Annotated in this window: 24 protein-coding genes and 1 tRNA gene; 1 reads left to right on the top strand and 24 read right to left on the bottom strand. The window is 47.8% G+C overall.

Going from position 1 to position 23,123, the window contains the following annotated elements; all coding sequences use genetic code 11:
* Position 1: 1 nt before the first annotated feature.
* From V7M78_RS15035 to V7M78_RS15055, 5 genes are all read right to left on the bottom strand, one after another.
* The gene (locus V7M78_RS15035) at positions 2 to 379 is read right to left on the bottom strand and encodes a hypothetical protein (protein ID WP_333650982.1); all 378 of its coding nucleotides are present in this window, start codon (positions 377 to 379) and stop codon (positions 2 to 4) included.
* A 19-nt stretch (positions 380 to 398) separates the two neighbouring features.
* Positions 399 to 1,853, bottom strand: coding sequence for an acyl-CoA carboxylase subunit beta (locus tag V7M78_RS15040; protein WP_333650984.1), 1,455 nt, complete (start codon positions 1,851 to 1,853; stop codon positions 399 to 401).
* Between the two features lie 249 nt (positions 1,854 to 2,102).
* Positions 2,103 to 2,669 (bottom strand): hypothetical protein, encoded by a 567-nt coding sequence (locus tag V7M78_RS15045; protein ID WP_333650986.1) that lies wholly within the window; start codon positions 2,667 to 2,669, stop codon positions 2,103 to 2,105.
* Between the two features lie 130 nt (positions 2,670 to 2,799).
* Positions 2,800 to 3,690, bottom strand: coding sequence for a YitT family protein (locus tag V7M78_RS15050; RefSeq protein WP_333650988.1), 891 nt, complete (start codon positions 3,688 to 3,690; stop codon positions 2,800 to 2,802).
* 94 nt (positions 3,691 to 3,784) lie between these two features.
* Positions 3,785 to 5,056, bottom strand: coding sequence for a D-alanyl-D-alanine carboxypeptidase family protein (locus tag V7M78_RS15055; protein ID WP_333650990.1), 1,272 nt, complete (start codon positions 5,054 to 5,056; stop codon positions 3,785 to 3,787).
* Positions 5,057 to 5,249: 193 nt separating this feature from the next.
* Here V7M78_RS15055 and V7M78_RS15060 point away from each other — a divergent pair, with 193 nt between their 5' ends.
* Positions 5,250 to 6,494 carry a DNA polymerase Y family protein gene (locus tag V7M78_RS15060; protein WP_333650992.1) on the top strand — a complete coding sequence of 415 codons (1,245 nt, stop codon included), beginning with the start codon at positions 5,250 to 5,252 and terminating at the stop codon, positions 6,492 to 6,494.
* Here V7M78_RS15060 and V7M78_RS15065 read toward each other — a convergent pair whose 3' ends face one another.
* The 19 genes from V7M78_RS15065 to V7M78_RS15155 form a co-directional block, all read right to left on the bottom strand.
* Positions 6,495 to 7,427, bottom strand: a complete 933-nt coding sequence (locus V7M78_RS15065) for a YitT family protein (RefSeq protein ID WP_333650994.1) — start codon at positions 7,425 to 7,427, stop codon at positions 6,495 to 6,497.
* A complete protein-coding gene (locus V7M78_RS15070; protein ID WP_333650996.1) occupies positions 7,363 to 7,632 on the bottom strand; it encodes a U-box domain-containing protein 56 in 270 nt (89 codons plus the stop codon). Before V7M78_RS15070 ends, V7M78_RS15065 begins: the two co-directional genes overlap by 65 nt.
* A gap of 243 nt (positions 7,633 to 7,875) precedes the next feature.
* Positions 7,876 to 8,283: a DUF6465 family protein gene (locus tag V7M78_RS15075; protein ID WP_333650998.1), complete on the bottom strand. Its 408-nt coding sequence runs from the start codon at positions 8,281 to 8,283 to the stop codon at positions 7,876 to 7,878.
* Between the two features lie 148 nt (positions 8,284 to 8,431).
* Positions 8,432 to 9,046 (bottom strand): sulfurtransferase-like selenium metabolism protein YedF, encoded by a 615-nt coding sequence (yedF, locus tag V7M78_RS15080; protein ID WP_333651000.1) that lies wholly within the window; start codon positions 9,044 to 9,046, stop codon positions 8,432 to 8,434.
* 18 nt (positions 9,047 to 9,064) lie between these two features.
* The gene (locus V7M78_RS15085) at positions 9,065 to 9,445 is read right to left on the bottom strand and encodes a helix-turn-helix domain-containing protein (protein ID WP_333651002.1); all 381 of its coding nucleotides are present in this window, start codon (positions 9,443 to 9,445) and stop codon (positions 9,065 to 9,067) included.
* A 207-nt stretch (positions 9,446 to 9,652) separates the two neighbouring features.
* Positions 9,653 to 9,985, bottom strand: coding sequence for a DUF1292 domain-containing protein (locus V7M78_RS15090; protein ID WP_333651004.1), 333 nt, complete (start codon positions 9,983 to 9,985; stop codon positions 9,653 to 9,655).
* A 103-nt stretch (positions 9,986 to 10,088) separates the two neighbouring features.
* On the bottom strand, positions 10,089 to 10,640 hold the full coding sequence (locus V7M78_RS15095; protein ID WP_333651006.1) for a cob(I)yrinic acid a,c-diamide adenosyltransferase: 552 nt from the start codon (positions 10,638 to 10,640) through the stop codon (positions 10,089 to 10,091).
* A 3-nt stretch (positions 10,641 to 10,643) separates the two neighbouring features.
* Positions 10,644 to 12,488 (bottom strand): ATP-dependent helicase, encoded by a 1,845-nt coding sequence (locus tag V7M78_RS15100; protein ID WP_333651008.1) that lies wholly within the window; start codon positions 12,486 to 12,488, stop codon positions 10,644 to 10,646.
* Positions 12,489 to 12,587: 99 nt separating this feature from the next.
* Complete coding sequence (gltX, locus tag V7M78_RS15105; protein ID WP_333651010.1) at positions 12,588 to 14,042, bottom strand: glutamate--tRNA ligase; 1,455 nt, start codon at positions 14,040 to 14,042, stop codon at positions 12,588 to 12,590.
* Positions 14,043 to 14,156: 114 nt separating this feature from the next.
* On the bottom strand, positions 14,157 to 16,763 hold the full coding sequence (locus V7M78_RS15110; protein ID WP_333651012.1) for a transglycosylase domain-containing protein: 2,607 nt from the start codon (positions 16,761 to 16,763) through the stop codon (positions 14,157 to 14,159).
* A gap of 134 nt (positions 16,764 to 16,897) precedes the next feature.
* Positions 16,898 to 16,970, bottom strand: a tRNA-Thr gene (locus tag V7M78_RS15115).
* Between the two features lie 209 nt (positions 16,971 to 17,179).
* A complete protein-coding gene (locus V7M78_RS15120) occupies positions 17,180 to 18,136 on the bottom strand; it encodes an L-lactate dehydrogenase (RefSeq protein ID WP_333651014.1) in 957 nt (318 codons plus the stop codon).
* A 62-nt stretch (positions 18,137 to 18,198) separates the two neighbouring features.
* On the bottom strand, positions 18,199 to 19,266 hold the full coding sequence (locus V7M78_RS15125) for a type IV pilus twitching motility protein PilT (protein ID WP_333651016.1): 1,068 nt from the start codon (positions 19,264 to 19,266) through the stop codon (positions 18,199 to 18,201).
* Between the two features lie 19 nt (positions 19,267 to 19,285).
* A complete protein-coding gene (locus V7M78_RS15130; RefSeq protein WP_333651018.1) occupies positions 19,286 to 19,765 on the bottom strand; it encodes a short-chain dehydrogenase in 480 nt (159 codons plus the stop codon).
* Positions 19,766 to 19,778: 13 nt separating this feature from the next.
* Positions 19,779 to 20,189 (bottom strand): hypothetical protein, encoded by a 411-nt coding sequence (locus V7M78_RS15135; protein ID WP_333651020.1) that lies wholly within the window; start codon positions 20,187 to 20,189, stop codon positions 19,779 to 19,781.
* On the bottom strand, positions 20,182 to 20,673 hold the full coding sequence (locus tag V7M78_RS15140) for a DUF4860 domain-containing protein (RefSeq protein WP_333651022.1): 492 nt from the start codon (positions 20,671 to 20,673) through the stop codon (positions 20,182 to 20,184). The genes V7M78_RS15135 and V7M78_RS15140 overlap by 8 nt, the downstream gene beginning before the upstream one ends.
* 18 nt (positions 20,674 to 20,691) lie before the next feature.
* Positions 20,692 to 21,012 carry a hypothetical protein gene (locus V7M78_RS15145; protein WP_333651024.1) on the bottom strand — a complete coding sequence of 107 codons (321 nt, stop codon included), beginning with the start codon at positions 21,010 to 21,012 and terminating at the stop codon, positions 20,692 to 20,694.
* A gap of 11 nt (positions 21,013 to 21,023) precedes the next feature.
* Entirely contained in the window at positions 21,024 to 22,076 is a 1,053-nt protein-coding gene (locus V7M78_RS15150; RefSeq protein WP_333651026.1) for a type II secretion system F family protein, read from the bottom strand.
* Between the two features lie 63 nt (positions 22,077 to 22,139).
* A complete protein-coding gene (locus V7M78_RS15155; protein WP_333651028.1) occupies positions 22,140 to 23,123 on the bottom strand; it encodes a transglutaminase-like domain-containing protein in 984 nt (327 codons plus the stop codon).

The raw sequence follows: 23,123 nt of genomic DNA on the forward strand, positions 1-23,123 counted from the left end.
ATTAAGATTTTCTCCAGTTTCCTGCCGGGGCCCGTTTGATAGAACGGACAACCAGGCCGCTGGGCTGATCTTCCGTAGATGCCATAATAATCGCAGTAATCACTGCCATAAGTTCCAGATCATCCAAAAGCTCCTCTTCTTCACGGGGTGCAGGAGCCAAAACTGCGGGCGCTGCCGGTGCAGGAGCAGTTTCCCTGACAGCCGGTTCGTCTGATCCATTTCCCTGAAGCCGGATGATAATGAATGCAATCACGCCCACACCCACCAGCACAGCCAGTCCTGTAGGGAACTCAGCCGCAGTCTTACCGCATCCGGACAGTGAAAAGAGGCAGAGCATCATAATAAGACCCAGTACAATTCGTTTTAGATTCCGTTTCATATACCTGTCACCTCTTTTTTTAAATCGTGCCACGTTTTTTTGCCGGACGATCCTCTCTCTTTGTGAATAACATCTCAAATGCAGCAACGACGCGGGGTCTTGTTTCACTTGCTTCTATAATATCATCTACATATCCTCTTCTGGCCGCAGAAACAGCGCTGGACTGAAGTGTTTTGTAATCTTCTGCCTTATCATTGATCAGGGCTTTGGCATCTTCTGATTTTCCAATTTCATCGGAATACATGATTTTAGCAGCTTCTGCAGGCTCCATAGTTCCGATGGAAGCTGACGGCCATGCGTAAACCACATCTGCACCAATGGACTTGCTGTTCATGGTCAGATATGCGGTTCCAAATGCCTGTCCGATTACCACTGTTACCTTGGGAACTGTTGCATCAGCAAATGCATAAGTCAGCTTTGCAGCCGCCTTTGCAATCCGTTTCTCCACGCACTTTGTCGCCTGGTATCCCTTTACATTTACCAGAGTGAGGAGAGGAATGTCAAATGCATCGCAGAAATGAACAAATTCCGCAGCCTTTTCACATGCCTTCGGGCTTAAAAGCGCCTCGTATTCTCCGGTCTTTATACCGCTTGCGTCATAACTTTCGGTTCTGTTGGCAACACATCCTACAGTCACTCCGTTTAAACGGATAAATCCTGTCACCATAGAAGGAATGTATTCCTTTTTTGTCTCCAGGAAGAACTGGTTATCGGAAATCCTTGCCAAAGCGATGGCAGTATCTCCAATATAGTTTTCCAGATCCGAACACGTACGGTTTAAGTCGTCATTGCACTCGCCGTATGACATGTCATCTTCCCTGTTGGCCGGAAGAATGGAAATGAGGGTTCTGATACCGCTTATGATATCTCCTTCTTCTCCTGTGAAATCCACCACTCCTGTTTCCTTGCTCTGGAAATCTGCGGAAGCGGTATTGCATATTTCAACACTATTTTCATGGATGGCATTGGGAGAATTGACAAATAATTTTCCTCTCCCTGTTTCCATAAAGGTGAAGTCAGCCATTGCTGCGGATACGGCCATACCGCCGCCGCAGGTTCCGAATATTGCTGCAATCTGAGGAATTACACCAGAGGCCAGAGTCTGACTCATATAAACCTCTCCAAAGCCATTTAAGGCATCGGTTGCCTCCTGAAGCCTTAAGCCTGCACAATCAATCAAACCGATGACAGGAGCTCCCATCTTCATTGCCATGGAATAAAGCTTTGTGATTTTTTTTGCATGCATCTCACCTATGGAACCGCCCAGAACTGTTGCATCCTGGCTGTATACATAAACAAGGCAGCCTCCGATGGTTCCGTAGCCGGTGATGACACCGTCAGCAGGAGTTTCTTTTTCCGCCATATTAAAGTCCGTACTCCTTGCGGTAACATAGCCGCCAACTTCAACAAAGCTGTTCTCATCAAGCAAAGTGCTGATTCTGTCCCTTGCCGGCGTTTGTATTGAATGACTCATTTTGCAATCCTCCCTTTTATATTTATTCAGGAATATTTTACAGGGGGAATCTTAACCCCCCAAAAAAGGAACCTTAAAATTTATTAAGGAACGGTCTGTTTCCGTCGGATTTAGGGGAAACAGCGCTATTTTTCCATACTTTTAATTGTATAATTAATTTGACCAGATTTCAAGACTTTAAACCAAAAAACAGCAGAAAACCGTGTCTTTTTCTAAATACACAGCTCCTGCCATTTTAATATGCCAAAATTATTCTCTTATTTCTGTAATTCTTAAGCCAATACCTGGTTTTTCCTGGAAGGTGATGCCGGAGGTTCCCTCTCCTAAAACCACTCCCTCGTCACCGGCCTTTAAAGTGGCTGTATCCACGTTAGCCACGGAAACCATAAGATCGTCTCCGAATACCATATCGGGATTCTGCTTCAGCAGATCCTCTTTTTTCTCAAGGATGATGGTTTCTTCATCTCCCGTTATAAATACACATGGGTAAAAGAGCAAGTCTCCCAGGGCTTCTAAGTCCCGGTCCGACACTGCCTCCTGAACTGTTTCGGCAAAGGCCTCTATCTTTTTATCCGGCCTCTCTTCCTCCCGTTCAGTCTCTGCTTCTTCTCCCGGCCCGGCCTCTCCCATATCGGTCTCTTTGGCGGCCGTAGCCTCACTTTTATCTTCTTTATTTTCCTCTGTCACTGCTTTTTTCATCACGGCGGCCCCAGTTTCTGCCTCCGCCCCTTTTAAAGAAGGAGCGCCGCAGCCGGCAGAAAAGAGCACCGCAGCCGCAATGGCGAAACAAATATAAATGATTTTTTTCCTGAACATCTTCTGGTTCCTCCCTGTGTCCATTTACCGGTTCGGCCACAGTATAGCATTTGAAAAGCCGCCAAGTCAATAGGGTTTCAAAAACCGTAAACCTTAGTCACTTTTCTGTAAGAATCCGGTGTTTCGCCTGTCACTTGTATTCCTTATCCCCCAGGCAGATATCTCTTTGCCCTTCGGGCAAATTCACTTTGTGAAGGGTAAATCCCCTGCCCCGGACCTCATTGACCTGGTTGATGATCATAAAGGCACTGGGGTCGATTCCCATAACTAAATCATTGAGCCTGGAAAGCTGCCTTCCCGACACCACCGTAAGAACGGTAAAGGACGGTTTTCTCAAATGCCCGCCTTCTCCGGCCAAAAGAGTGGTTCCCCGGTCCATCTCCACCTGAATGGCCCGGTTAATAGCTTCGTACTGTTCGCTTATGATCTTTACCTGCATCTGATTCTGCCCGATTAACAGCACCTTGTCAAGGACCATGGTGTATAACAGCACCAGAAGGATTCCGTAAAGGATCTGCTCCTTATTGGAAAACATCATCTGCAAAAGCAGAATCATACAGTCAAATACAGACATGGTCACGGAAACGGGAAGGTTCCACTTCTTATTTAATATGAGAGGAGGAATGTCCATCCCTCCGGTGGATGCCCCCACCCGGATTACCATTCCGATTCCGGCTCCCAGCAAAAGGCCGGAAAATACGGTGCCCAGCATGGGATCTCCTGTTATGGCTGTCCGGCCCAGCAGGTTTTCAAATATCCCTAATATGAAGGGATAATAAAAGGTGCTGATCATGGTGGTAAAAGCAAAGCCCTTTCCCAAAACCAGGGCTCCTGAAATAAACATCAGAATATTAAAGACACCTACAAAGGCAGCCACCGGAATGCCGAACTGATGGCGGGCCGCCATGGCAAGTCCTGTGGTGCCTCCTGTAATCAGCCCTCCCGGCAGGATAAAAAGGGATACGGCCAGGGCATAAACCGTGTTTCCTGCAAGCACTGCTGCTATTTTTTTCATATTCATGCTTTTGTATCTTCCTTTCATGCAATTGGCAAACAATGTTACTATACCATGTACTGCGTTTTTGCACAATTCTATTTTCTTTTGTATTTTAGCATCAGACAGAGGGCAGAATTTCTCCCGGTCCGTCCATGATCAGATAGCGGCTCAAAATGCGTTTCACGCACCAGGGAAGGGTCAGACGCTTTACTTCTCCCGCAGCATAAACCGGATACGTTTTTACTGCTTCCCCGTTCAGCCTGTATATTATGGTACCCACCGCCTGACCCTGGTATACAGGAGCTGTCAGCTCTTTTTCAATCTGGGAATGAACCGTCACTTTTTCCTCATCGGCCAGAAGAAGCTTTAAGCTTTTTTCCTCTTCCCCCAGAGTGCAGGAAACCAATACCGGGTCCTCCAAACGGCCGGAAGAGGCAATGCCGCCCTTCACCTGGATATCCGGCAGAGAAGGCTCTTTGTACACTTCCCTGTAGTGAAAACGGTCCATTCCGTATTGCAGAAGCATTCTGGCATCAGACCACTTATAGGTTTTATGAGGAGGCCAGCCACAGCCTAAAAGGGCGATGGTATACGTCCTTCCTTCATCTGAAACAGAGCCTACATAAGTATACCCGGCTCCTCCTGTAAAGCCTGTTTTTCCGGAAAATGCTCCGCTCATCATGGACAAAAGCGCATTGTGGTTGGTGCATGAAAAGGAGCGCTTTCTTTCCTGGTCATGAAAGAAATAACTTTGAGTTCCGGTGATCTCCAGGAATTCCTTTTTCTTGGGGGACTGGCCGATGCAGTAATTCATGATGCGGGCCAAATCTGCCGCTGTGGTGGAATGGGTTCTGACCTGGCCATCTTTTTCTTCGCTGGCATCCAGGCCGTTGGGTGTGATAAAATATGTATCCCTGCATCCCAAATCCCTGGCCTTTTGGTTCATCAGCTCGGCAAAGCCTTCCCTGCTTCCGCCGACATGCTCTGCAATCATCATGGCAGAATCATTGTGGGATTCCAGCATCAGGCTGTAGAGCAGATCCTTCAGAAGAAATGTCTCCCCTTTGCGGACTCCCAAATGAACCTTAGGCTGGGCTGCCGCATTCTGGCTGGCTGTTACCTTGTCTTCCAGATTTCCGTACTCCAGGGCGATAATACAGGTCATGATCTTGGTGGTGCTGGCCATGGGGCGGATCTGGTCTTCATTTTTCCCATATAAAATCCGGCCCGTAACCCCATCCATTAAAACGGCTGACTGGGCGTAGAGCTTTAATTCATCCTTTGTCTGGGCCGTCTGGCTTTTAGGCTCCTGACCAAATGCCCTGTTTCCGGAAAGGGGAAACAGGAAAAGAATGACCGCTGCCAGCAGCATTCCTATGGCATACCTCATAAAAAGCTCCTGCGTGACTTTATTTTATCCTATGAGCCTGTTTTTTCAATTATTCCCTGTAACAATTCAGTAGGGCGAGAATAATGGGGATAAAATCAGCATCATGCAAGAAGATGCCCGTCCTCAACACTTACCATTTGCTTTTCGAACGTATTTTCGGTATAATAGAAAGAAAAGGAAAGGAGAGACAGACATGTCTCCAAAGCCCCTGATCTTTCACATAGATGTAAATTCTGCCTATTTAAGCTGGGAGTCTGTAGAACGGCTGGAGGAAGACCCGTCTGCCCTGGATCTGCGCACCATCCCGTCAGCAGTAGGCGGTGACGCTGCCTCCAGACACGGCATTGTCCTGGCAAAGTCTACTCCTGCAAAAAAATACGGAATCACCACAGGAGAACCGTTGGTTCAGGCTCTGCGCAAATGTCCTTCCCTGACCACGGTTCCCGCCCGTTTTGACATATACCAGAAATATTCTGCCCGGCTGATGAAGCTTTTGTCTGATTACACACCTGATATTGAGAAATTCAGCATTGACGAGGCATTTCTTGACATGTCCTCCACCATACACCTCTTCGGCCCTCCCCTGGAGGTTGCGGAGCAGATACGGGAACGGGTGGAACGTGAACTGAAATTTACAGTAAATATCGGCATTGCCCCCAACAAGCTGCTGGCTAAAATGGCCTCTGACTTTAAAAAGCCCAACCTCTGCCACACCTTGTTTCCCCAGGACATCCCGGAAAAGATGTGGCCCCTGCCCATCCGGGAGCTGTTTTTCGTAGGGCGCTCGGCCCAGAAAAAGCTGGAAGGCATAGGAATCCACACCATCGGGCAGCTGGCTGCCTTTCCTGTCAGCCATCTAAAGCCCATTTTAGGAGAAAAGTATGCCGCCCTGATCCACGACTATGCCTGCGGAATCGACAATTCCCCGGTAGGAGAACGGGAGCCTCTTAACAAGGGCTATGGAAACAGCATCACCCTTTCCCGGGACATCGACGACTTTGACACGGCCTGCCAGGTTCTTCTGTCCTTGAGCGAAACCGTGGGAGCCAGGCTCCGCATGGATCACGTGGTTTGCGACTGCGTCTGCGTAGAAATAAAGGACTGGGATTTTAACACCCAGTCCCATCAGATGACCTTAAACAATCCCACAGATTCCACTGCGGTCATATATGAAAATTCCTGTAAGCTTTTAAAGGAGTTCTGGAACCGAACTCCTCTGCGCCTGATGGGCATACGTGCCACCAAGATTTCTGACGAGGGCTGCGTGCAATTGAGCCTTTTTGAATCGGATCACTCCCGCAGAATAAAAGAAATGGAAAAAGCTGTGGATCATATCCGCAGCAAATTCGGCACCGACAGCGTAAAGAGGGCCAGCTTCTTAAAAAAGGACACCATTGTGGACCACGCCTCCGGAAAGGGAAAGCATTTACAGGAATAATCACATAAAGTGGCCGTCAATGGCCTTAAACCCTTCTCCGTAAACCTCATTAGAATCGGTTATGATCAAAAATGCACCCGGATCTATCTCATGAATGGTACGGCGGATGGGAACTACCTGACTGTTGTTGCAGGCGCACATGACAACATGCTTTTCCTCCAGAGAGTAAGAGCCCCTGCCCTTGAGAAAAGTGCTTCCCCTTCCAGTAGTCTCCTCTATGCCTTTAGCCACCTCTTCTTCCTTTGAAGTGACCACAAATACCAGTTTTCCGGCACCCAGACCGTACATGATTTTATCAATTGCCATAGTTGTCACAATGGAGGAAAGAAGGCCAAGGATGACCGCATCCAGGTTTTTAAATACCAGCCCTCCGGCCAGGATTACGACGGCATCCACCACCAGAGATATCTGTCCTATAGTCAGATGGGGAATCAGCTTCCGAATTGCCATGACCAGGAAGTCCGTACCGCCTGTGGAACAATTCCGCAGATATACCATGGTAAGCCCCAGGCCTGAGAAAATTCCCGTACACGCGGAAGCGTACAAAGGATTTCCGCTGTAAACCGGCAGAAGGGGAACCACATAATCCAGAACAAGGGCAAAAATCACCATGCTTTTGACGGAGCGAAGGAGAAAACGCCTTCCAAGAAGCCGGTAGCTGACTAAAATAATGGGAATATTTAAAACCATGCTGGTGATTCCCATGGGAAGACCGAACAAATAGCGCAGGATCAGGGCCACTCCTGAGATTCCCACAGGTGCGAACTCCGCATTGACTGCAAAATTATAGATTCCGATATTGAAGAAAACCGCCCCTGCCAAGTCCCATAAAAGGTCAGCAAAAAGCTCCTTTGGAGAATATTCAAATTTAGAGAAAGTAATCCTCGATTTCAAACTCTTTTTTTCCGATCCTGACCCGTTTAATAAAGACATTGACTTCTCCCTCCTCCTCAGAACAGATTCCCCAGACGTCTAACTGGGTCTTTCCATAGGATTGCGTGAAATGGACTTCTTTATCCATAATTCCCTGATCTGCAAGGGATTCTGCCAAATCCAGAAGAACCTCTTCCACATCCTCTGAAATCCGGTTTTTCTCAAATTCCTCTTCTATTGCTTCATACATATTCTGATCAAACATGGTTCTGACCTCTCTTCTCTTTTATAAAATGTAAAATGCTCTCACCGGACACCTATCCATTATTTTTTCCTGAAATTCATGTGGTAATTGAATCATTGTCATTCCTCAAATGTTTTATTCCCGCGAGCAATGAGCCATGTGCAGGAATGCTTGCATTCCTGGATTTGGCGAATGCCGCGAGGGGCAAAATGGAAAAGCACCCGGAAGAAAAGCATTCTTTCGGGCACTTATTCACTCTGAATCCTACAGCTCTACCTTGTATTCGTCGGAGCCTTCTCCGTTTACCGTGTAGTAAGCGGTATGTTCCTCAGGCTTTATGTACAGTTCAAGGGTCTTCACAGCAGTATCCTTATTCTTTGATAAATAGTCCTTTTTGGCAGCTTCCAGAATCTCTTTTCCTGAAATCTGCCTTCCGGCGTATTCAATAAAGAACTCCGCTTTTGGTTCTGCTTTTTTTGCCGCTGTTTTTCTGGGTGCAGCCGCCTTCTTTTCCGTCTCCTTTTTAGGAGCGGTTTCCTTCTTTGCCTCCTGGGTCTCAGGGGCTTTCCGGGTTCTGGAAGGTGCCGCTTTTTTCTTTTCTGCGGTGCTTACAGCTTCCTTGACTTCCTCAGTTTTTACCGTCTTCTTTTCCGCACTTTTATTGCTTTCCATAATTCTCCTCCTCAAACAAATAAAACTGTTTTCATTAACAGGTACAAATCTGGTCTGCCATTGATGTCAAAAATTAGCTGAGTGAATTATAGAACGAAAAATAAGTTTTGTCAATAAAAACCATGGTTTTCAGGCAGGTACAGGCCTTTTAAGGCCTGATTACCGTACCTGCTGCCGCCAGCTTTTCTACAATTTCATACATATTTGTAACAGAACCTACCCGGAGTTTATCACCCAGTTCATAGTAATTCAAGCAGGTTCCGCAGGTCAGGATTTCCACTCCAAGGGCCTCCAGGCTCTTTAAATCCTCCAGTGACTGTGAGCCTTCCACAGACAATTTTGCCCCTCCGTTATAGAGCAGGATAGTCTCAGGAAGCTCTTCCAGCTGGGTCATGGCATAGACAAAGCCCTTCATGAGAAGGCGGCCCAGTTCTTCATTTCCGCTTCCCATCTGGTCAGAGGCCAACACTGCCACAAGCCCCTTTCTCCGGCTCTCAGGAGCACAGGCTTCTTCCTCCTGGGTCTTTGTTAAATCCGGTGCCTCGCCGTTTACGTGAAACAGGATTTCAAACTCCTTGTCCGCCTTTTTCTCCGAGGAGGGGGAAAGTCCTGAATAATTTCCCAGCTTCATTACGTTCTGCACTGCGATCTCGTTGTCTACAAGTATCTTCAAGGTCCCTTCCGACATATCCTTTAGTGCTGCCTTGGCTTTTATAACCGGCTGGGGACACATTAAACCTCTTGCATCTACAATTTTTTCCATTTTGAGCTTCTCCTTTTCCTAACTATCCTTTTCAAGTTGTTTCTTTTCCAGCTGTTCCTTTTCTAGCTGTTCCATCACAATAATGATGGTGCGCAGAAGACGTCTGTCGTGTTCAGACAGGGTCGATGACTTTTGTATCATCTCCATGATTTCATAATCATGGGAACAGGAGGACCCAGATCCGGAATCCTCTTCCAGAAGAGCAAAGAAATCCGACACTTTCAGGCCAAAAGCCTCACAGATCCGAAACAGCTTGGGAAGGCTTATATTAGCTCTCCTGCCAAACAGGCTGGACAATGTGGACTGAGCGATTCCGCTTTCCTTTGACAATTTATACATAGACCAGTTTCTGCTTTGGTTGATTTCTTCGATTTTCCTAAGTACCGCCTCGTTATCCATATGGACCTACCTCACTTCTCATAGATAGAATAATAGTAGTATATAGAATGCATAATTTATAGATTTCAATATTTGGTCTATATGCTTCCATTTCTCGTTCTATGATTAGCAGGGCTTAAAAGTCCGCTCTCTTTTATTAAAACCGGGACCTGCCTTTAAAAGGGCCTGTCCCGGTTTTCCTCCATCCGGCGGGTTATGCCGGGGTATTTACTCTTCCTCTTCGCCTACCAGCTCATCGTATTCCGCTTCATCCAGTAATTCATCAAAGGCCTCTGCAACGATCTCATACTCATCATCATCTTCGATATTTTCAAGATTTGGCTGTCCGTCTTCGCTCTCAGAGTAGCGGTACAGATAAACCTCTCCTTCTTCTGCTTCAGGGCCATTGGTGGGAAGCAGAGCAATGTAATCTCTCTCACCTGCGGTAAAAATGGTAAGTACCACGCACTCCAGTTCTTTTCCGTCATCTAAAGTCAGAGTAACGGTCATTTCCTCCTGGGGTTCCATATCATCGCGTTCTAAATTAGGTTCCTGTGCCATCCTGATACCTCTCTTTTTTTCTTTAAAATTTGTTATCCCGGTGCCTGATTTGCACCTGCTTTCACTCTATCAGACAATTCGTCAAAAATCAAGGGATTTCGCCTTAATATTCAATTCCCTTCCTGGCTTTTATGCCTTTGTCATATGGGTGTTTTACCTTTCTGACTTCAGATACATAGTCCGCTTCGTCTAAAAGACTTTCCGAAGGATTCCTTCCTGTCAGAACCACTTCCAGCTTTTCAGGGCGGCTCTTTAAAAAATCAAGAACCTGTCTTTCCTCTACAAGGCCGTAATTGCAGACTGCCATAATCTCATCCAGGACTAAAAGATCAAAGCCCTCCTCTCCAGCCTTCATTAAGGTGGTTTCTAAAAGCCCGGAATAATAGGATTTTGCTTCTTTCTTTTGATCCTCGGTCATATTGGTGAAAAAACCAAAGCTTCGTTCACAGGGGGTGACTTCTATTTCCGGCAGGGCTTTTAAGCTGTTCACCTCACCGGAGTGGTCAGTCTTTAAAAACCGGGTGACCAGAACCTTTTTCCCGCTGCCCGCTGCCCGCACTGCCAGCCCTATGGCTGCAGTGGTCTTTCCTTTTCCGTCTCCGCAGTAAATGTGAATACAGGACTTCATCAAATTTCCTCCCTCATATACAGACATAGTCTATTCCCTCCCTAAATATTCTCTGACAAACCGGGAAACCTCCTGTTTTTTTCCGTACCGTTCCCGGACGTAATTGACATGAAGCCGTTCCTTGGCTCTCGTCATTGCCACATAAAACATCCGCCTTTCCTCCTCCAAATCAGCAGGAAGAACCGCCTTGTGATGGGGAGTGACTCCTTCGTTGGCATCTATGATATAAATAATCCGGTATTCCAGCCCCTTGGAGCTGTGCATGGTCATAAAGGCCACACCTTCAGGGCTTGATTCTCCGGATTGGACCTGGGCCTTTAACTCCCTGCCGTAGTCCTCCATATGGTTAAACCACTCTTGGAAGGAGGCGTAACCGGCCCCGCTTTCCTGAAGCTGATCCAGGATTTCCAACAGCTCCTCCGGTTTCATCCTCCGGTACTGGGCATATTCCCTGATGTAATCGTCATAGCCCATGGCTTTCCTGATGTAGTTTACGGCAGCCACCGGAGCCATGTTTTTTACCATCCTCAAATCATACTCCAGCTGCTCAATCCGCTCCACCATCCAGCCCTTGTCCTGGTAAAAGGATTTGACTGACTCCCAGTTTACCTGACTGAGCTCTAAAGCATCCCGGCTGATATACCGGTTGGGACGGTTTATGATAGAAAGGACATTGGCCCTGGACAAGTCTCCTGCTGCAGCATTAATATAAGAAATGATATTTTTAGCAATCCAGTGGTCGTATAAGTTGGGAAGGGAATCCCTCATGGAAAAAGGGATGTTGTATTCCATAAACTTTTCAATCAAAAGCCTTGGGCCCAGATTGGTCCGGTATAAGACAGCCATATCCTCCCAGGCAAATCCGGCCTTTTCATAGGTCATGATTTCCCGGACAATCTCTAAAGTCTCCTCCTGAGGGTCCTGCCATACTCTGGTGACCACCGGCTTCCCATGTCCCTTTTTTGTGACAATTTTCTTCGGAAAACGCATTTCATTATGCCGGATCAGCTTTCCCGCCGCTTCCACAACTTCCTTTGTACTTCTGAAATTAATGTCCAGAAGAACCCGTTTTGCCTGGGGATAATCCTTCTCAAATCCCAGCATAATTTCTGGTTTTGCTCCCCGGAACCGGTAAATGGACTGGTCGTCGTCTCCTACAATAAAAAGATTGTCTTCGGGGGCAGCCAGCATTCGGATCACCTCGTACTGAACCCGGTTAATGTCCTGAAACTCATCTACCAGAATATAGCGGTATTTTTTCTGCCACGCCTGTAAAATATCCTTTCTCTGGGTAAACAGCTCATGGCACATGACCAGCATATCGTCAAAGTCGATGAGATTGGCCCTGCGCAGCCTGTCCTCATAGCCCATATAGAGCTGCTTGAACATTTCTTCTGAACAATTTTTGGAATAATAGTGGTCCAGGCTGATCATTTCCCCTTTTACCGAACTGATTTCCGAAAGAATGGAGGTCACAAATTCCGCTTCATCCTCTACCTCCATCCGGCAATTATCCATCTCTTCTTTTATGTACCGGATCTTCTGCTCATCTCTGACAATGCTTCCGGCGTCGTACCGGTAGGCATACTTTAAAATCCTGAAAAAGATGGAATGAAAGGTTCCGAAACTAACCCGTGACCTCCCTTCTCCTGACAGAGCTTCAAAACGCTCCTGCATCTCCCTGGCCGCAGCCCTGGTAAAGGTGATGACCAGAATTTCAGAAGGGTCCACGCCATAGCTTCCCGTCAGCCGGCATATCCGGTGGGTTATGGTAAAGGTCTTTCCGGAGCCCGGCCCTGCCAGAACCAGCATTGGGCCCTTGTGGTGGAGAATGGCTTCCTTCTGGGCTCCCTCATAGGTAACTTCTTCCTTCATGGCGTCCTCTTTCCTGCCCATGGCCTGGGCATCGTGGTATGTCTAAAAAGCAGGGGCTTGGTTGAATCCAGGCCCCTGCTTCTGTTTAAATCCTTATTCTTAAGCCTCTTCTAAAAGAAGGATTCCCTTTCTGATTCGTTCCAGGGACTCTTCTTTTCCAAGGACTTCCATGATCTCCGTAGCTCCGGCAGGAGTCATCTGCTTTCCAGACACTGCAGTCCTGACAGGCCACATAACAAAGCCGGTCTTGCACTCCTTTTGTGCCACATATTTTGACAGCGCCTCGTAAAGAGCCTCATTGCTGTAATCCTCCTGGGCTTCCAGTATAGGAAGAATCTCTTTTAAAAGGGCCAGAGAAGTCTCGCTGTTGGTTTTCATCTTCTTGTTGGTATACATGGATGGATCGTATTCCGGCAGGGTTTCAAAGAAATCAATATGCTCCGCAATATCCGGGAATACTTCAATTCTGGTCTTGACCATGGACGCAACCTTTCTCAAGTCCAGATCCTTTTTGATAACAGCCTTTAAGTAAGGCTCTGCCAGCTCATAAAAGCGGTCAAAATCCATTGCCTTCATATATTCGCTGTTCATCCATTTTAATTTGACCACATCGAAAACAGCCGGAGATTTGCTGATGTTGCGGTAATCGAAATCCCTGATCAGCTCCTCTAAAGAGAATATCTCCTGGTTGTCCACTGGGGACCAGCCTAAAAGGGCCACATAATTGACTACGGCCTCAGTAATAAAGCCCTGTTCAATTAAATCCTCATAGGAGGAGTGTCCGCTTCTCTTGCTCAGTTTCTTATGCTCTTCATTGGTGATGAGGGGGCAGTGAACGTATACCGGAACCTCCCAGCCGAAAGCCTCATAAAGGCGGTTGTACTTAGGAGAAGAGGATAAGTACTCATTTCCTCTTACTACATGGGTAATTCCCATCAGATGGTCATCCACCACGTTGGCAAAGTTATAGGTGGGGTATCCGTCGGATTTGATGAGCACCATATCATCCAGCTCAGAATTATCCACGGAAATATCTCCGTAAATTTCGTCATGGAAGGTTGTGGTTCCCTCAGTGGGATTGTTCTGGCGGATGACGTAAGGCATTCCAGCCTCTAAATTGGCTTTTACCTCTTTTTCAGAAAGGTGAAGGCAGTGCTTGTCATAGCTCATGATCTCCTGGCCTTCTACTGTCCTCTTTAAGGAGTCCAGCCTTGCCTGGGTGCAGAAGCAGTAATAAGCCTCGCCCTTTTCCACCAGGCTTTTGGCATATTCCAGATAAGTGCCGGAAGCCTGACGTTCGCTCTGGACGTAAGGGCCCACTCCTCCGTCTTTATCCGGACCTTCGTCATGGATCAGGCCCGTCTTTTCCAGGGTTCTGTAGATAATCTCAACAGCACCTTCTACGTAGCGCTCCTGGTCTGTGTCCTCAATACGCAGAAGGAAATCGCCGCCCTCATGCTTTGCAATTAAATATGCATACAACGCTGTTCTCAAGTTTCCCACGTGCATACGCCCTGTAGGGCTGGGGGCGTATCTTGTTCTTATTTTATTCATCTTAAACTCACTCCTGAATTTATGCTGGTATATTGGTTAACCGGCCCGTCAGAGCCAAATCGAATTTCATTATATAACGAACCACTGTAAAAAACAATCATTTACAGGAAATCTTTATCCCATTCCGGGACCTGCCGCCTCTGCACCGGGTTCGTAATCCCCCGGTCCCATGCCGGGGTCCCAGTCTTCCTCATAATCCCAGTCGTCTTCATAATCCCAGTCTCCCGGAAAAGACGGTGCCCAAGTCTCCCTGGGATCTGTTTCTCTTGGAACAGTCTCTCTGGGAGCCGTTTCTCTTGGAGCGGTGGGAATTCCAGGCCCGATTTCCTGAGGGTTGTGGCCGGAATCATCCTGCTTTGGCAAGGACAATGCCCGTTTGACGGCTTCGTCAACCTGGGGCTTTAAACTCTCGTAATATTCCGTAGCAGCCAGATTCTGCAGGAGGGTGTTTGCTCTTGCAATCTTTTCATCTGTGGTGCTGTCACGGTACTCCAGGGCATTTAACTCCCCTATAACAGCCTGAATATCTGCAAGGGCCTGCTGGAGAGCCTGAACGGCCTCCTGTTCCTTTTGAGCCTGGATCTGGGCATTTCTCTTCTCTTCAAAAAGCTTCCAGCGTCCGGCATCAGACCTGGCCGCCGCCTCTGCTACAGAAGAAAACAAATCCTTTCTTCCTGTTTCCGCAGTGGTCTTCTCTCCTGTAGAATCCACGTTCCAGAGAGAAACCGTGGCCGGCATATCCCAGTCTCTGGCGGGAAGGGAGCTGTTTATTTCCGCCATAAAATCCTGCCAGATCCTTCCGGAATACGTCTTTCCGTAAACTCCGGGCATGGCCTTTGGTGTGTCATAGCCTACCCACACGGCAGTGGTGTAATACTTGGTATAGCCGCAGAACCAGGTGTCCTTATTGTCGTTTGTGGTTCCCGTCTTTCCGGCAGCCGGAACGCCGATTCCCAGGCCGCTGCCTGTTCCGTAAGGCTGATCCATGGTTCCTTTGAGCACATCGGTGATCATATAGGCGGTATCCTCCGTAAAGATTCTGTCATCGCCCTGGTTGCCCTTGTATACCTCCCCGTCATACTGGCTGGTTATGCCTGTAATGCAGGTGTTGCTGCTGAGCATTCCGTTGTTGGCAAGGACAGAATAGCCTTTCGCCATATCTACCACTCTGGCGCCTTCTGTAAAGCCTCCAATACTCATGCTGTTATTTCCGTTATCCAGATAGCTTAAGCCGACAAAGTCCATTTTCCCCAGATACCGGATTCCCGTATTGACTCCGATATCGGCCAGCACCTGCCAGGCTACGGTGTTCAGACTTCGGTTTAATGCTTCCCGGACGGAAATGCTGCCGAAATACTGGCCACCGCTGTTTTTCGGTCCCTTGTCAAACAAATGGTCATTGACCAGTCTGGAGGGGTAATAATATCCGGTCTCAAAAGCAGGCGCATAGTCAATCAATGGCTTTATGGTAGAACCGGGCTGGCGTTTGCTTAAAAATCCCCGGTTGTACTCGTCATCGGTTCCTCTTCCGCCCACAATAGCCACCACATATCCGGTCTGGTTGTCAACGCACACTGCCGCCCCCTGGAGGGCGAACTTGCCGTTTTCCTGCAGGTCCTTAAAGCCCTCCAGTCGTTTGTCAAGGACGTTCTGGAGAGAATTCTGTATCTCTGTTTCCAGGCTGGTATGTATCTCAAACCCGCCGTTTCGGATCATATCGCTTTTGGATTGGTAGAGCTCCTGATACTGTTCCCTGTAGGAATCATAATCTTCTTTGTTCTCAAACACATACTGGAATACGAATCCGTCGTTTTTCATCAGCTCCAGGGCCGCACTGTAAATAGCATAGCTGGTCTGGTAATTTTCCTTTGTTCCAGGCTCATAAACCTGTAATACAGTGAGGTCCTGGGCCTTTGCATAGTCCCGCTCCTCTTCTGTGATAAATTCATTCCGGGCCATGTTGTCCAGAATCTGATTCCGCTTTTCCTTTGCATTCTCCGGGCGGGCCACAGGATCGTATCTGGATGGATTGTTGCTGATTCCCACCAGAGTGGCTGCTTCCCAAAGGCTTAAGTCCTTTACCTCTTTATCAAAATAATACCGGCTGGCCTCTGCCACCCCGTAGCACCGGTTGGCATAAAAGTTGGTATTGCAGTAAAATTCCAGAATCTCATCCTTGCTGTATTTTTCCTCCATCCGGGGCGCTGCAAAAAATTCCGTCAGCTTTCTCCGGAAGGTTTGTTCCTGGGTTAAATAGGTGTTTTTAATCACCTGCTGGGTGATGGTGCTTCCTCCCTGAGTGATTTCTCCCTTGTTCTTCACAAGCTTAAGGCCTGCACGGGCAAGACTGATGTAGTCAATTCCATGATGCTTATAAAAACGCTTGTCCTCCTGGGAAACGTAGGCATCCTGCAGATTCTGGCTGATCTCTCCTATAGGAACGTATTCATAATGGCCTGAATTAATGGTTCCGATCAGACTGCCTCCTGAATCATAGATCCTGGTATCCACAGGCTGGGAAAAATCCGTTTTGGTGGTATTGCGTATGATGGAGTCAGCCTTTTCCTTGCAGGCTATAATTTCCTCCTGATACTTCAAAAATACGGCGCCGCCGATTAAGCAGCCCAAAACCATTGCCCCAAGAAATGCGAAAATGATCACTTTAATAGGCCGAAAAAAAACAGACCACGGGTTTTTTGGTTTCTTTTTCTTATTTCCCAAACCACTGTACCTCCTTATCGTCCTTTTTATACGAAATTCCGGTCCTCCCCGGCTTTTTTCTTTAAGAGCTGACCGGGAGTTAATCCAACGAAAAACGGGAAGTCTCTTCACCTAAGACTTCCCGTTTGTTACAGAGCTGATGACGGGACTCGGACCCGTGACCTCCTCACTACCAATGAGGTGCGCTACCACCTGTGCCACATCAGCATCTTTTTTTGGTTCCCTGTTCGAACCTTGTATATCATAGCATGGGAATATGTCTTTGTCAACATTATTTTTGTTTTTTTACTAATGTGTACAAAATAGCAAAAACTTCAAATGATATGCCCTTGAAAACCAGTCTCATGCCCTCTTAAGAAGAAGGCGGACGGAAAACCACTGCCTCCCATCCGCTTCCTCTCCCCACCATGTTTCTCTTACAGTATGCCTTCAAAGCTTTCCCGAAGAGTGCTGCACGTTTTATTAAACTGCTCCATCTCTTCCTCTGTCAGGGACAGGGGAAGCACTCTCTGTACTCCGTTCTTATTGATGATACAGGGAACTCCGGCGTAGACCTCAGACTGCCCGTACTCTCCCCGAAGCATGGCCGATACCGTTAAAACGCTGTTTTCATCTCCAAGAATGGCTCTGGTAATTCTGGTGAGAGCCATTCCGATTCCGTAGTAGGTAGCCTGCTTTGCCTCAATAATCCGGTAAGCCGCTCCCCTGACCTCTTCTTCAATGCCCTTTAGCCCTTCCCGGCAGACCGGCTCCTCCTGCCCGCCTTCCACACAAAGAGAAAGGATGGGTTTTGTTGCCACCATGGCCTGGCTCCAGGGAACAAATTCACTGTCTCCGTGTTCTCCCATTACATAGGCATGGACATTTCTCGGGTCAACCTGCAAAGACTCTCCCAGCAGATAGCGGAGTCTGGCAGTGTCCAGAGCCGTGCCGCTTCCAAGAACCCTTTTAGGATTAAAGCCGGACAGGGTATAAGTGATCCTGGTCATGATGTCCACCGGATTGGTGGCTACCAGAAATATTCCGTTAAAACCCGATTCTGTTACCGGCCGGACAATGGACTGAAATACGGAAGCATTGCGCTTTAATAAGTCAAGCCTTGTCTCTCCCTGCTTCTGGGCCACTCCCGCACAGATCACCACAATATCCGCATCCGAGCAATCCCGGTATTCTCCTGCGTAAATCTTCATATGAGAGGAGGAGAAGGCCAGCCCATGATTTAAGTCCATGGCCTCTCCCTCTGCCCTCTTCCGGTCGATATCGATTAAAACAAGCTCGTCACAGGTGCTTTGGTTCAGCATGGAATAAGCATAACTCATTCCCACCATGCCTGTACCCACTAAAGCAACCTTTCTATTATCTGTTCTCGCCATCAAACCACTCTCCTTATCCTGGGGCAGACTGTGAAGCTGCCTCAAATGCAAACTCAGGGATACTATGACATACGTTCTATTTTCTTTTCCATCAGCTCACCGTTGCCGGCATAGATCACAGCGCTTTCTCTGGTGATCTTCCCTTCCTTATACAGGGCTAACAGGCTGGAATCCATGGATACCATTCCTTCCGACTGTCCGGTTGCAATAACAGAATCAATCTGATGGGTCTTCGCCTCCCGGATCATGTTCCGGATAGCATTGTTAAAAAACAAGATTTCAAAAGCCGGATAAACGCCTCCGTCCAAGGTGGGAATCAACTGCTGGGAAACCACTGCCTGAACCACCATGGAAAGCTGCATCCGGACCTGCTGCTGCTGGTTGGGAGGAAAGCTGTCAATGATTCGGTCAATGGTGTTGGCCGCTCCTACCGTATGGAGGGTGGAAATGACCAGATGTCCCGTCTCAGCCGCCGTCATGGCAATCTGAATGGTCTCATAATCCCTCATTTCTCCTACCAGAATCACATCAGGAGCCTGCCGCAGAGCCGCCCTTAAGCCGCTCACATAGCTTTCCGTATCCGTTGTGATCTCTCTCTGGGTCACCACGCTCTGCTTATGCTTGTGCAGATACTCCAAAGGGTCTTCTAAGGTGATGACATGGGCATTGCGGGTATTGTTTATTTTATCAATGATACAAGCCAGGGTGGTGCTCTTTCCGCTTCCTGCAGGTCCGGTGACCAGCACAAAGCCCTTTGTCATCCTGGCAATGTCCATGACACTTTCCGGTACGTGAAGGGCACTGTAATCGGGCAGGGTAAAGGTCACCACCCGGATTACGGCTGCCAGGGAACCTCTCTGGCGGAATACGCTGGAACGGAATCTGGAGATTCCGGGAAGTGCAAAGGAAAAATCATCATCTCCCCGTTCCCGCACCCTTTGCATGCTCCGGTTTCCTGCCACCTCATAAAGCTGGGTGATCAGTTCTTCCATCTGCTCGGGAAACAGCTTTTCTTCATTTTGATAAACAATCCGGCTTCCTATCTTACATGAAAACGGCATGCCGGGCACCAGAAATATATCAGAAGCATTCTGGGCCACAGCAGAGTTTAATAAATCCACTACATTCATACTAAATCTCCTACTCTTTCTACTCTTCCCCTTCCCCGCCGGTCCATACCGGCATGGAATCATAGATTTCAAAATCCTCTGTCTGAATCACCTTCCACTGGGATATAACCGGAGCCTGACCCTCCTTTAAGGAAGGAAACACTTCAATCAAAAGAGCCTGGGACCGGTCCATGGCAATCTGGGTCATTGCCGCACCTCTTTCGGGGATGTAATATTCTCCCAGCTTCTGTCCAAGAAGCCGTCTTACCTCGTTAATGTCAGCGCCTTCCTGTCTGGCCTCTTTTGCCGCCTCTGACACCAGACGGTAGAATTCCTCTCCCTCCCGGTCCGCGCGGTAATATTCCGTTACGGAAGCGGCATTGCGCTCCGCTAAGTCCCATTCGCTTTTGGCAGTGCTTAAGGAAAGCATCCCAAAGGTCACAAGGCACATGACAATAAATATTAAAATAAGAGAAGGACTGCCAATGCCCGGCCTGTTTCCTGTTTCCTGCTTTGCCATGGTTTTACCTCCCTCATTCCTTTATTTCCTGCCTGTAAACCAAAAGGCTGTACACCTCTTTCCCATTCCGGCTCACAGTCACTTCTGCCTGCCCAACCGCAGGAAATCTGGCCTTCGCCTGAAAAGCCCCATCCTCCGGCTTGCAGGGAACTCCGTCCTTGTCAAAGCCCATGATGTAGGCTTCCCCGTTTTGACCGGCCCCGCCTGCTTCAAACCGGTTCTCAAGTCCCTCTTCTCCCTCAGCCTTCCATACCTCGGCAATGCTTTGGGCAATTAGGACTCCCTGGTTTAAATCTGAGGCCCTGCGGCTCATGGAATCCGCCTTTGCAAAGGTCTGAATGCAAATGGCGGCGCAGACGATAAAGAACAGGACCACAGCGATCATTTCCATCATAAATACGCCTGACTGGTGATTTCTATTCATGGGCCTTTCCTCCGCTTCTGAGGGAAAGCCATAAATCTCCTCCGCCTTTTCCCTCTGTTTTAATATGAAGAAGCCCAACCCTCATTTCCATGGAAACCTCACTGCATTCCAGTATTTCATTTCCATCGCCTACGGAAAGTCCGCTCTGGGCATCGGTAAACAGCTCCCACAGCCTTCCATCCTGGTAGTAAATATCAGTTACATATACCGAATCCCCTATGCTCTGTTCCAGCTTAAGGACCGTCACTCCCTTATCCTCCGAAAGGAATACCCTTCCTGCTTCATCGCCCTGTCTCACCTTGTTGGCGATATAGCTCAAAGCCACATCACCCCGGTAGGTATCCTCTGCCCTGGCATTGATATTTTCATAAACCTTGCCTCCGATGAGAACGGAAAACAAGGCGCAAAGTACAAATACCAGGAACAAAAGGATGGTAAAGAGAACTCCGGTCAGCCGTCCTCTCTGGTTTTCCTGACCTCTCATACTTCCACCTCCCGGTTATTATTCACGCAGATTGACGGTAATATCCGGCATAAAATTGGAAGCAAAACCGCTGTAAAACACATCATACCGGTTCCTGTCAATCTGTATTCCATAATGTTCCTCCAGATATTCCACGCTGGGCGGATACCTTCCCTCAATGGCATAACACTGGACCGAAGCCCTGCGTATGGCATCCCTGAGGGTTTCAGCTCCCCTTACGCCCGCATTTTTTGAAAAAGACATAATTCCGGACACAAAAAGAGCGATCACGCAGATAAATACAGGCAGAGAGATCAGATAGACCTTAAGGTCTTTAAATACCTGTTTCCATTTCCTCATCTCTCCCCCTCCTATCCGATTGCCGATAACACGCCCATAAGAGGCAGCATGACGGAAAGAAGGATCAGTCCCACGGCCACAGCCAGAACAGCCACAATGGTGGGTTCAAACCGGCTGACCATATGCTCAATAGCTAAATCCGCCTCTTCTTCGTAGCTTTTGGAAATTTCCTCCATCACACGGTCCAGTCTGCCGCTTCTGGTTCCCACCTTGATCATCTGGGCATAAAAGCCTTTAAACAGGCCGGTGTTTTTCATAGCACTGTAATAATCAGAGCCTGCTTCCAGCTCCTCTGAACAGGTCTTTATCTTCTCTTCCACTGTCTTATTTTCCACCAGCTCCCCTGCCAGCTCCATTCCCTTTTCAAGGGCAAGCCCACTGTGAAGGGTCAGGGCCAGTACAGAGGTGAAACGGCGGTTTGCCACTGCAAGGGCAATCCTGCTTCTCTTTTTGATCCACTGGATCAGACGCTGGGCAATGGGAAACTGTTTTCCCATCCGGCCCAGAAACCAAAGAAAGGCGGATACGGCTGCCAGAAGAACACCTAAAACCAAAGCAGCTCCGCAGAAGGCTCCTCCCATCCTTGTGGCAGCAACAGAAACAGGAGACATCTCTGCCCCCAATTGTTCGTAAACATTTTCAAATACAGGCATTACCCTGGTAAACAGCACGAACAAGACCACCAGAAGCATGAAAATCATCATAACAGGATAAGTGACCGCATTCTTTATATTTTTCATGAGAACATGTTCTTTTTCATAATATCCGGCTAAGGATTCCATAATTTCATCCAGGGTTCCTGTTTCTTCTCCCAGTTTTGCCATACGGACCACATAAGGAGGATAAGCTCCCGTCTGCTCCAGCACCTTTGAAAAAGGAACTCCCAGTTCCGCTTCTTCTGCCATCTGCAAAAGAAACTTTTTTTCCTCCTCCCAGGCTGAATCCTCCGCCATAACAGACAATCCCTCGTCAAGAGGGATTGCTGCATGAAGAAGAATCGAAATCTGGAGGCAGAAAGCAGAAAGTTCCCTGGAGGAATATTGCTTTTTCCCTTCCATTGCCATATGTCAGTTCTCCTTTTTCTTATTAAATTCTTTTTTCTTTTGTTTTTTCACCCAACCGGGAGATTAATATGAGTATTTTGCCTGATAGTTAGCGCTGTTGTTAATATATTCCTGAATAGACGGGTCCTGCCCTCCTGTAGAGGCAAAGGTCGGGTCCATGAGTTTCCAGTTGTAGCCGTCAAAGTAAATGATGTTATCCACCCAGCCCTGGCCTTCAATATACACATTGACCCAGGCGTGGTAAATACTTCCCGTATACCCTACCACAAGCTTTGTGGGAATATCCTGGGAGCGGAGCATAGCCGTCATCACTGCGGCATAGTCAAAACAGATTCCTTTTTTCTTTGCCAGTACATCATCCACGTTGGGCAGATATCCTACCTGAACGGAATTAGCAAGGGCCGTATCATAGGTAAAGTTCTTTGTGACATAGTTGTATACATTGGTTACAACACCGATTGCATCTGCTGCAGAAGCCGAAACCTCTGCTCCCTTCTTTACCACTTCACTTCCTGCAGAAAAGTTCACATACTGGTTGGGATAGAGGAAAGGCTCAAATTCATTAACAAGAGTAACATTGATGTCATTGCTGGATTTTACAGCGTACTGGTTTCCCTGTACCTGCTCCAGCACACGCACCGTATATTTTCCGTTTCCTTCTGTCAAAGGAAATACTTCATAGGCTGATCTGGCGTTGAGATCATAATTATAGGTCTCTCCTCCGCTTTTTATTACCTGAACCTTTATTTTAGAAGAACCGCCGGTATAGTTTACCATCACATATCCCTGGCTGGTATTGGAGGCATCCACGGTTACAGAATTATTGCTGTAGGTAACGGTGCCGGAGGCCTTGGGAGATCTTACATTGCTCCCTGCAGGCTTGGAGTAAAGGGGCACCGCCTCATCTTCAATCGTCACCACAGTTTTCCATTCAATGCTTTCACTTGGGGCATTGGCTGCCGGTGTGCGGCCAATTGATGCAAAGCCTCCCATAGAAAGCAACACTGCTGTAAAAACCGCGGCAATAATCGCATTATCTTTTTTCAT

Origin of the sequence: Lacrimispora sp. (assembly GCF_036758025.1) — a bacterium.
In the GTDB taxonomy this organism is placed as follows: Bacteria; Bacillota; Clostridia; order Lachnospirales; family Lachnospiraceae; genus Lacrimispora.

Bases quoted from the DNA above. Each gene is read 5' to 3' on its own strand.
- V7M78_RS15035 (WP_333650982.1), bottom strand. From the start codon at position 379: ATGAAACGGAATCTAAAACGAATTGTACTGGGTCTTATTATGATGCTC.
- V7M78_RS15040 (WP_333650984.1), bottom strand. From the start codon at position 1,853: ATGAGTCATTCAATACAAACGCCGGCAAGGGACAGAATCAGCACTTTG.
- V7M78_RS15045 (WP_333650986.1), bottom strand. From the start codon at position 2,669: ATGTTCAGGAAAAAAATCATTTATATTTGTTTCGCCATTGCGGCTGCG.
- V7M78_RS15050 (WP_333650988.1), bottom strand. From the start codon at position 3,690: ATGAATATGAAAAAAATAGCAGCAGTGCTTGCAGGAAACACGGTTTAT.
- V7M78_RS15055 (WP_333650990.1), bottom strand. From the start codon at position 5,056: ATGAGGTATGCCATAGGAATGCTGCTGGCAGCGGTCATTCTTTTCCTG.
- V7M78_RS15060 (WP_333650992.1), top strand. From the start codon at position 5,250: ATGTCTCCAAAGCCCCTGATCTTTCACATAGATGTAAATTCTGCCTAT.
- V7M78_RS15065 (WP_333650994.1), bottom strand. From the start codon at position 7,427: ATGTCTTTATTAAACGGGTCAGGATCGGAAAAAAAGAGTTTGAAATCG.
- V7M78_RS15070 (WP_333650996.1), bottom strand. From the start codon at position 7,632: ATGTTTGATCAGAATATGTATGAAGCAATAGAAGAGGAATTTGAGAAA.
- V7M78_RS15075 (WP_333650998.1), bottom strand. From the start codon at position 8,283: ATGGAAAGCAATAAAAGTGCGGAAAAGAAGACGGTAAAAACTGAGGAA.
- yedF (WP_333651000.1), bottom strand. From the start codon at position 9,046: ATGGAAAAAATTGTAGATGCAAGAGGTTTAATGTGTCCCCAGCCGGTT.
- V7M78_RS15085 (WP_333651002.1), bottom strand. From the start codon at position 9,445: ATGGATAACGAGGCGGTACTTAGGAAAATCGAAGAAATCAACCAAAGC.
- V7M78_RS15090 (WP_333651004.1), bottom strand. From the start codon at position 9,985: ATGGCACAGGAACCTAATTTAGAACGCGATGATATGGAACCCCAGGAG.
- V7M78_RS15095 (WP_333651006.1), bottom strand. From the start codon at position 10,640: ATGTCTGTATATGAGGGAGGAAATTTGATGAAGTCCTGTATTCACATT.
- V7M78_RS15100 (WP_333651008.1), bottom strand. From the start codon at position 12,488: ATGAAGGAAGAAGTTACCTATGAGGGAGCCCAGAAGGAAGCCATTCTC.
- gltX (WP_333651010.1), bottom strand. From the start codon at position 14,042: ATGAATAAAATAAGAACAAGATACGCCCCCAGCCCTACAGGGCGTATG.
- V7M78_RS15120 (WP_333651014.1), bottom strand. From the start codon at position 18,136: ATGGCGAGAACAGATAATAGAAAGGTTGCTTTAGTGGGTACAGGCATG.
- V7M78_RS15125 (WP_333651016.1), bottom strand. From the start codon at position 19,266: ATGAATGTAGTGGATTTATTAAACTCTGCTGTGGCCCAGAATGCTTCT.
- V7M78_RS15130 (WP_333651018.1), bottom strand. From the start codon at position 19,765: ATGGCAAAGCAGGAAACAGGAAACAGGCCGGGCATTGGCAGTCCTTCT.
- V7M78_RS15135 (WP_333651020.1), bottom strand. From the start codon at position 20,189: ATGAATAGAAATCACCAGTCAGGCGTATTTATGATGGAAATGATCGCT.
- V7M78_RS15140 (WP_333651022.1), bottom strand. From the start codon at position 20,673: ATGAGAGGTCAGGAAAACCAGAGAGGACGGCTGACCGGAGTTCTCTTT.
- V7M78_RS15145 (WP_333651024.1), bottom strand. From the start codon at position 21,012: ATGAGGAAATGGAAACAGGTATTTAAAGACCTTAAGGTCTATCTGATC.
- V7M78_RS15150 (WP_333651026.1), bottom strand. From the start codon at position 22,076: ATGGCAATGGAAGGGAAAAAGCAATATTCCTCCAGGGAACTTTCTGCT.
- V7M78_RS15155 (WP_333651028.1), bottom strand. From the start codon at position 23,123: ATGAAAAAAGATAATGCGATTATTGCCGCGGTTTTTACAGCAGTGTTG.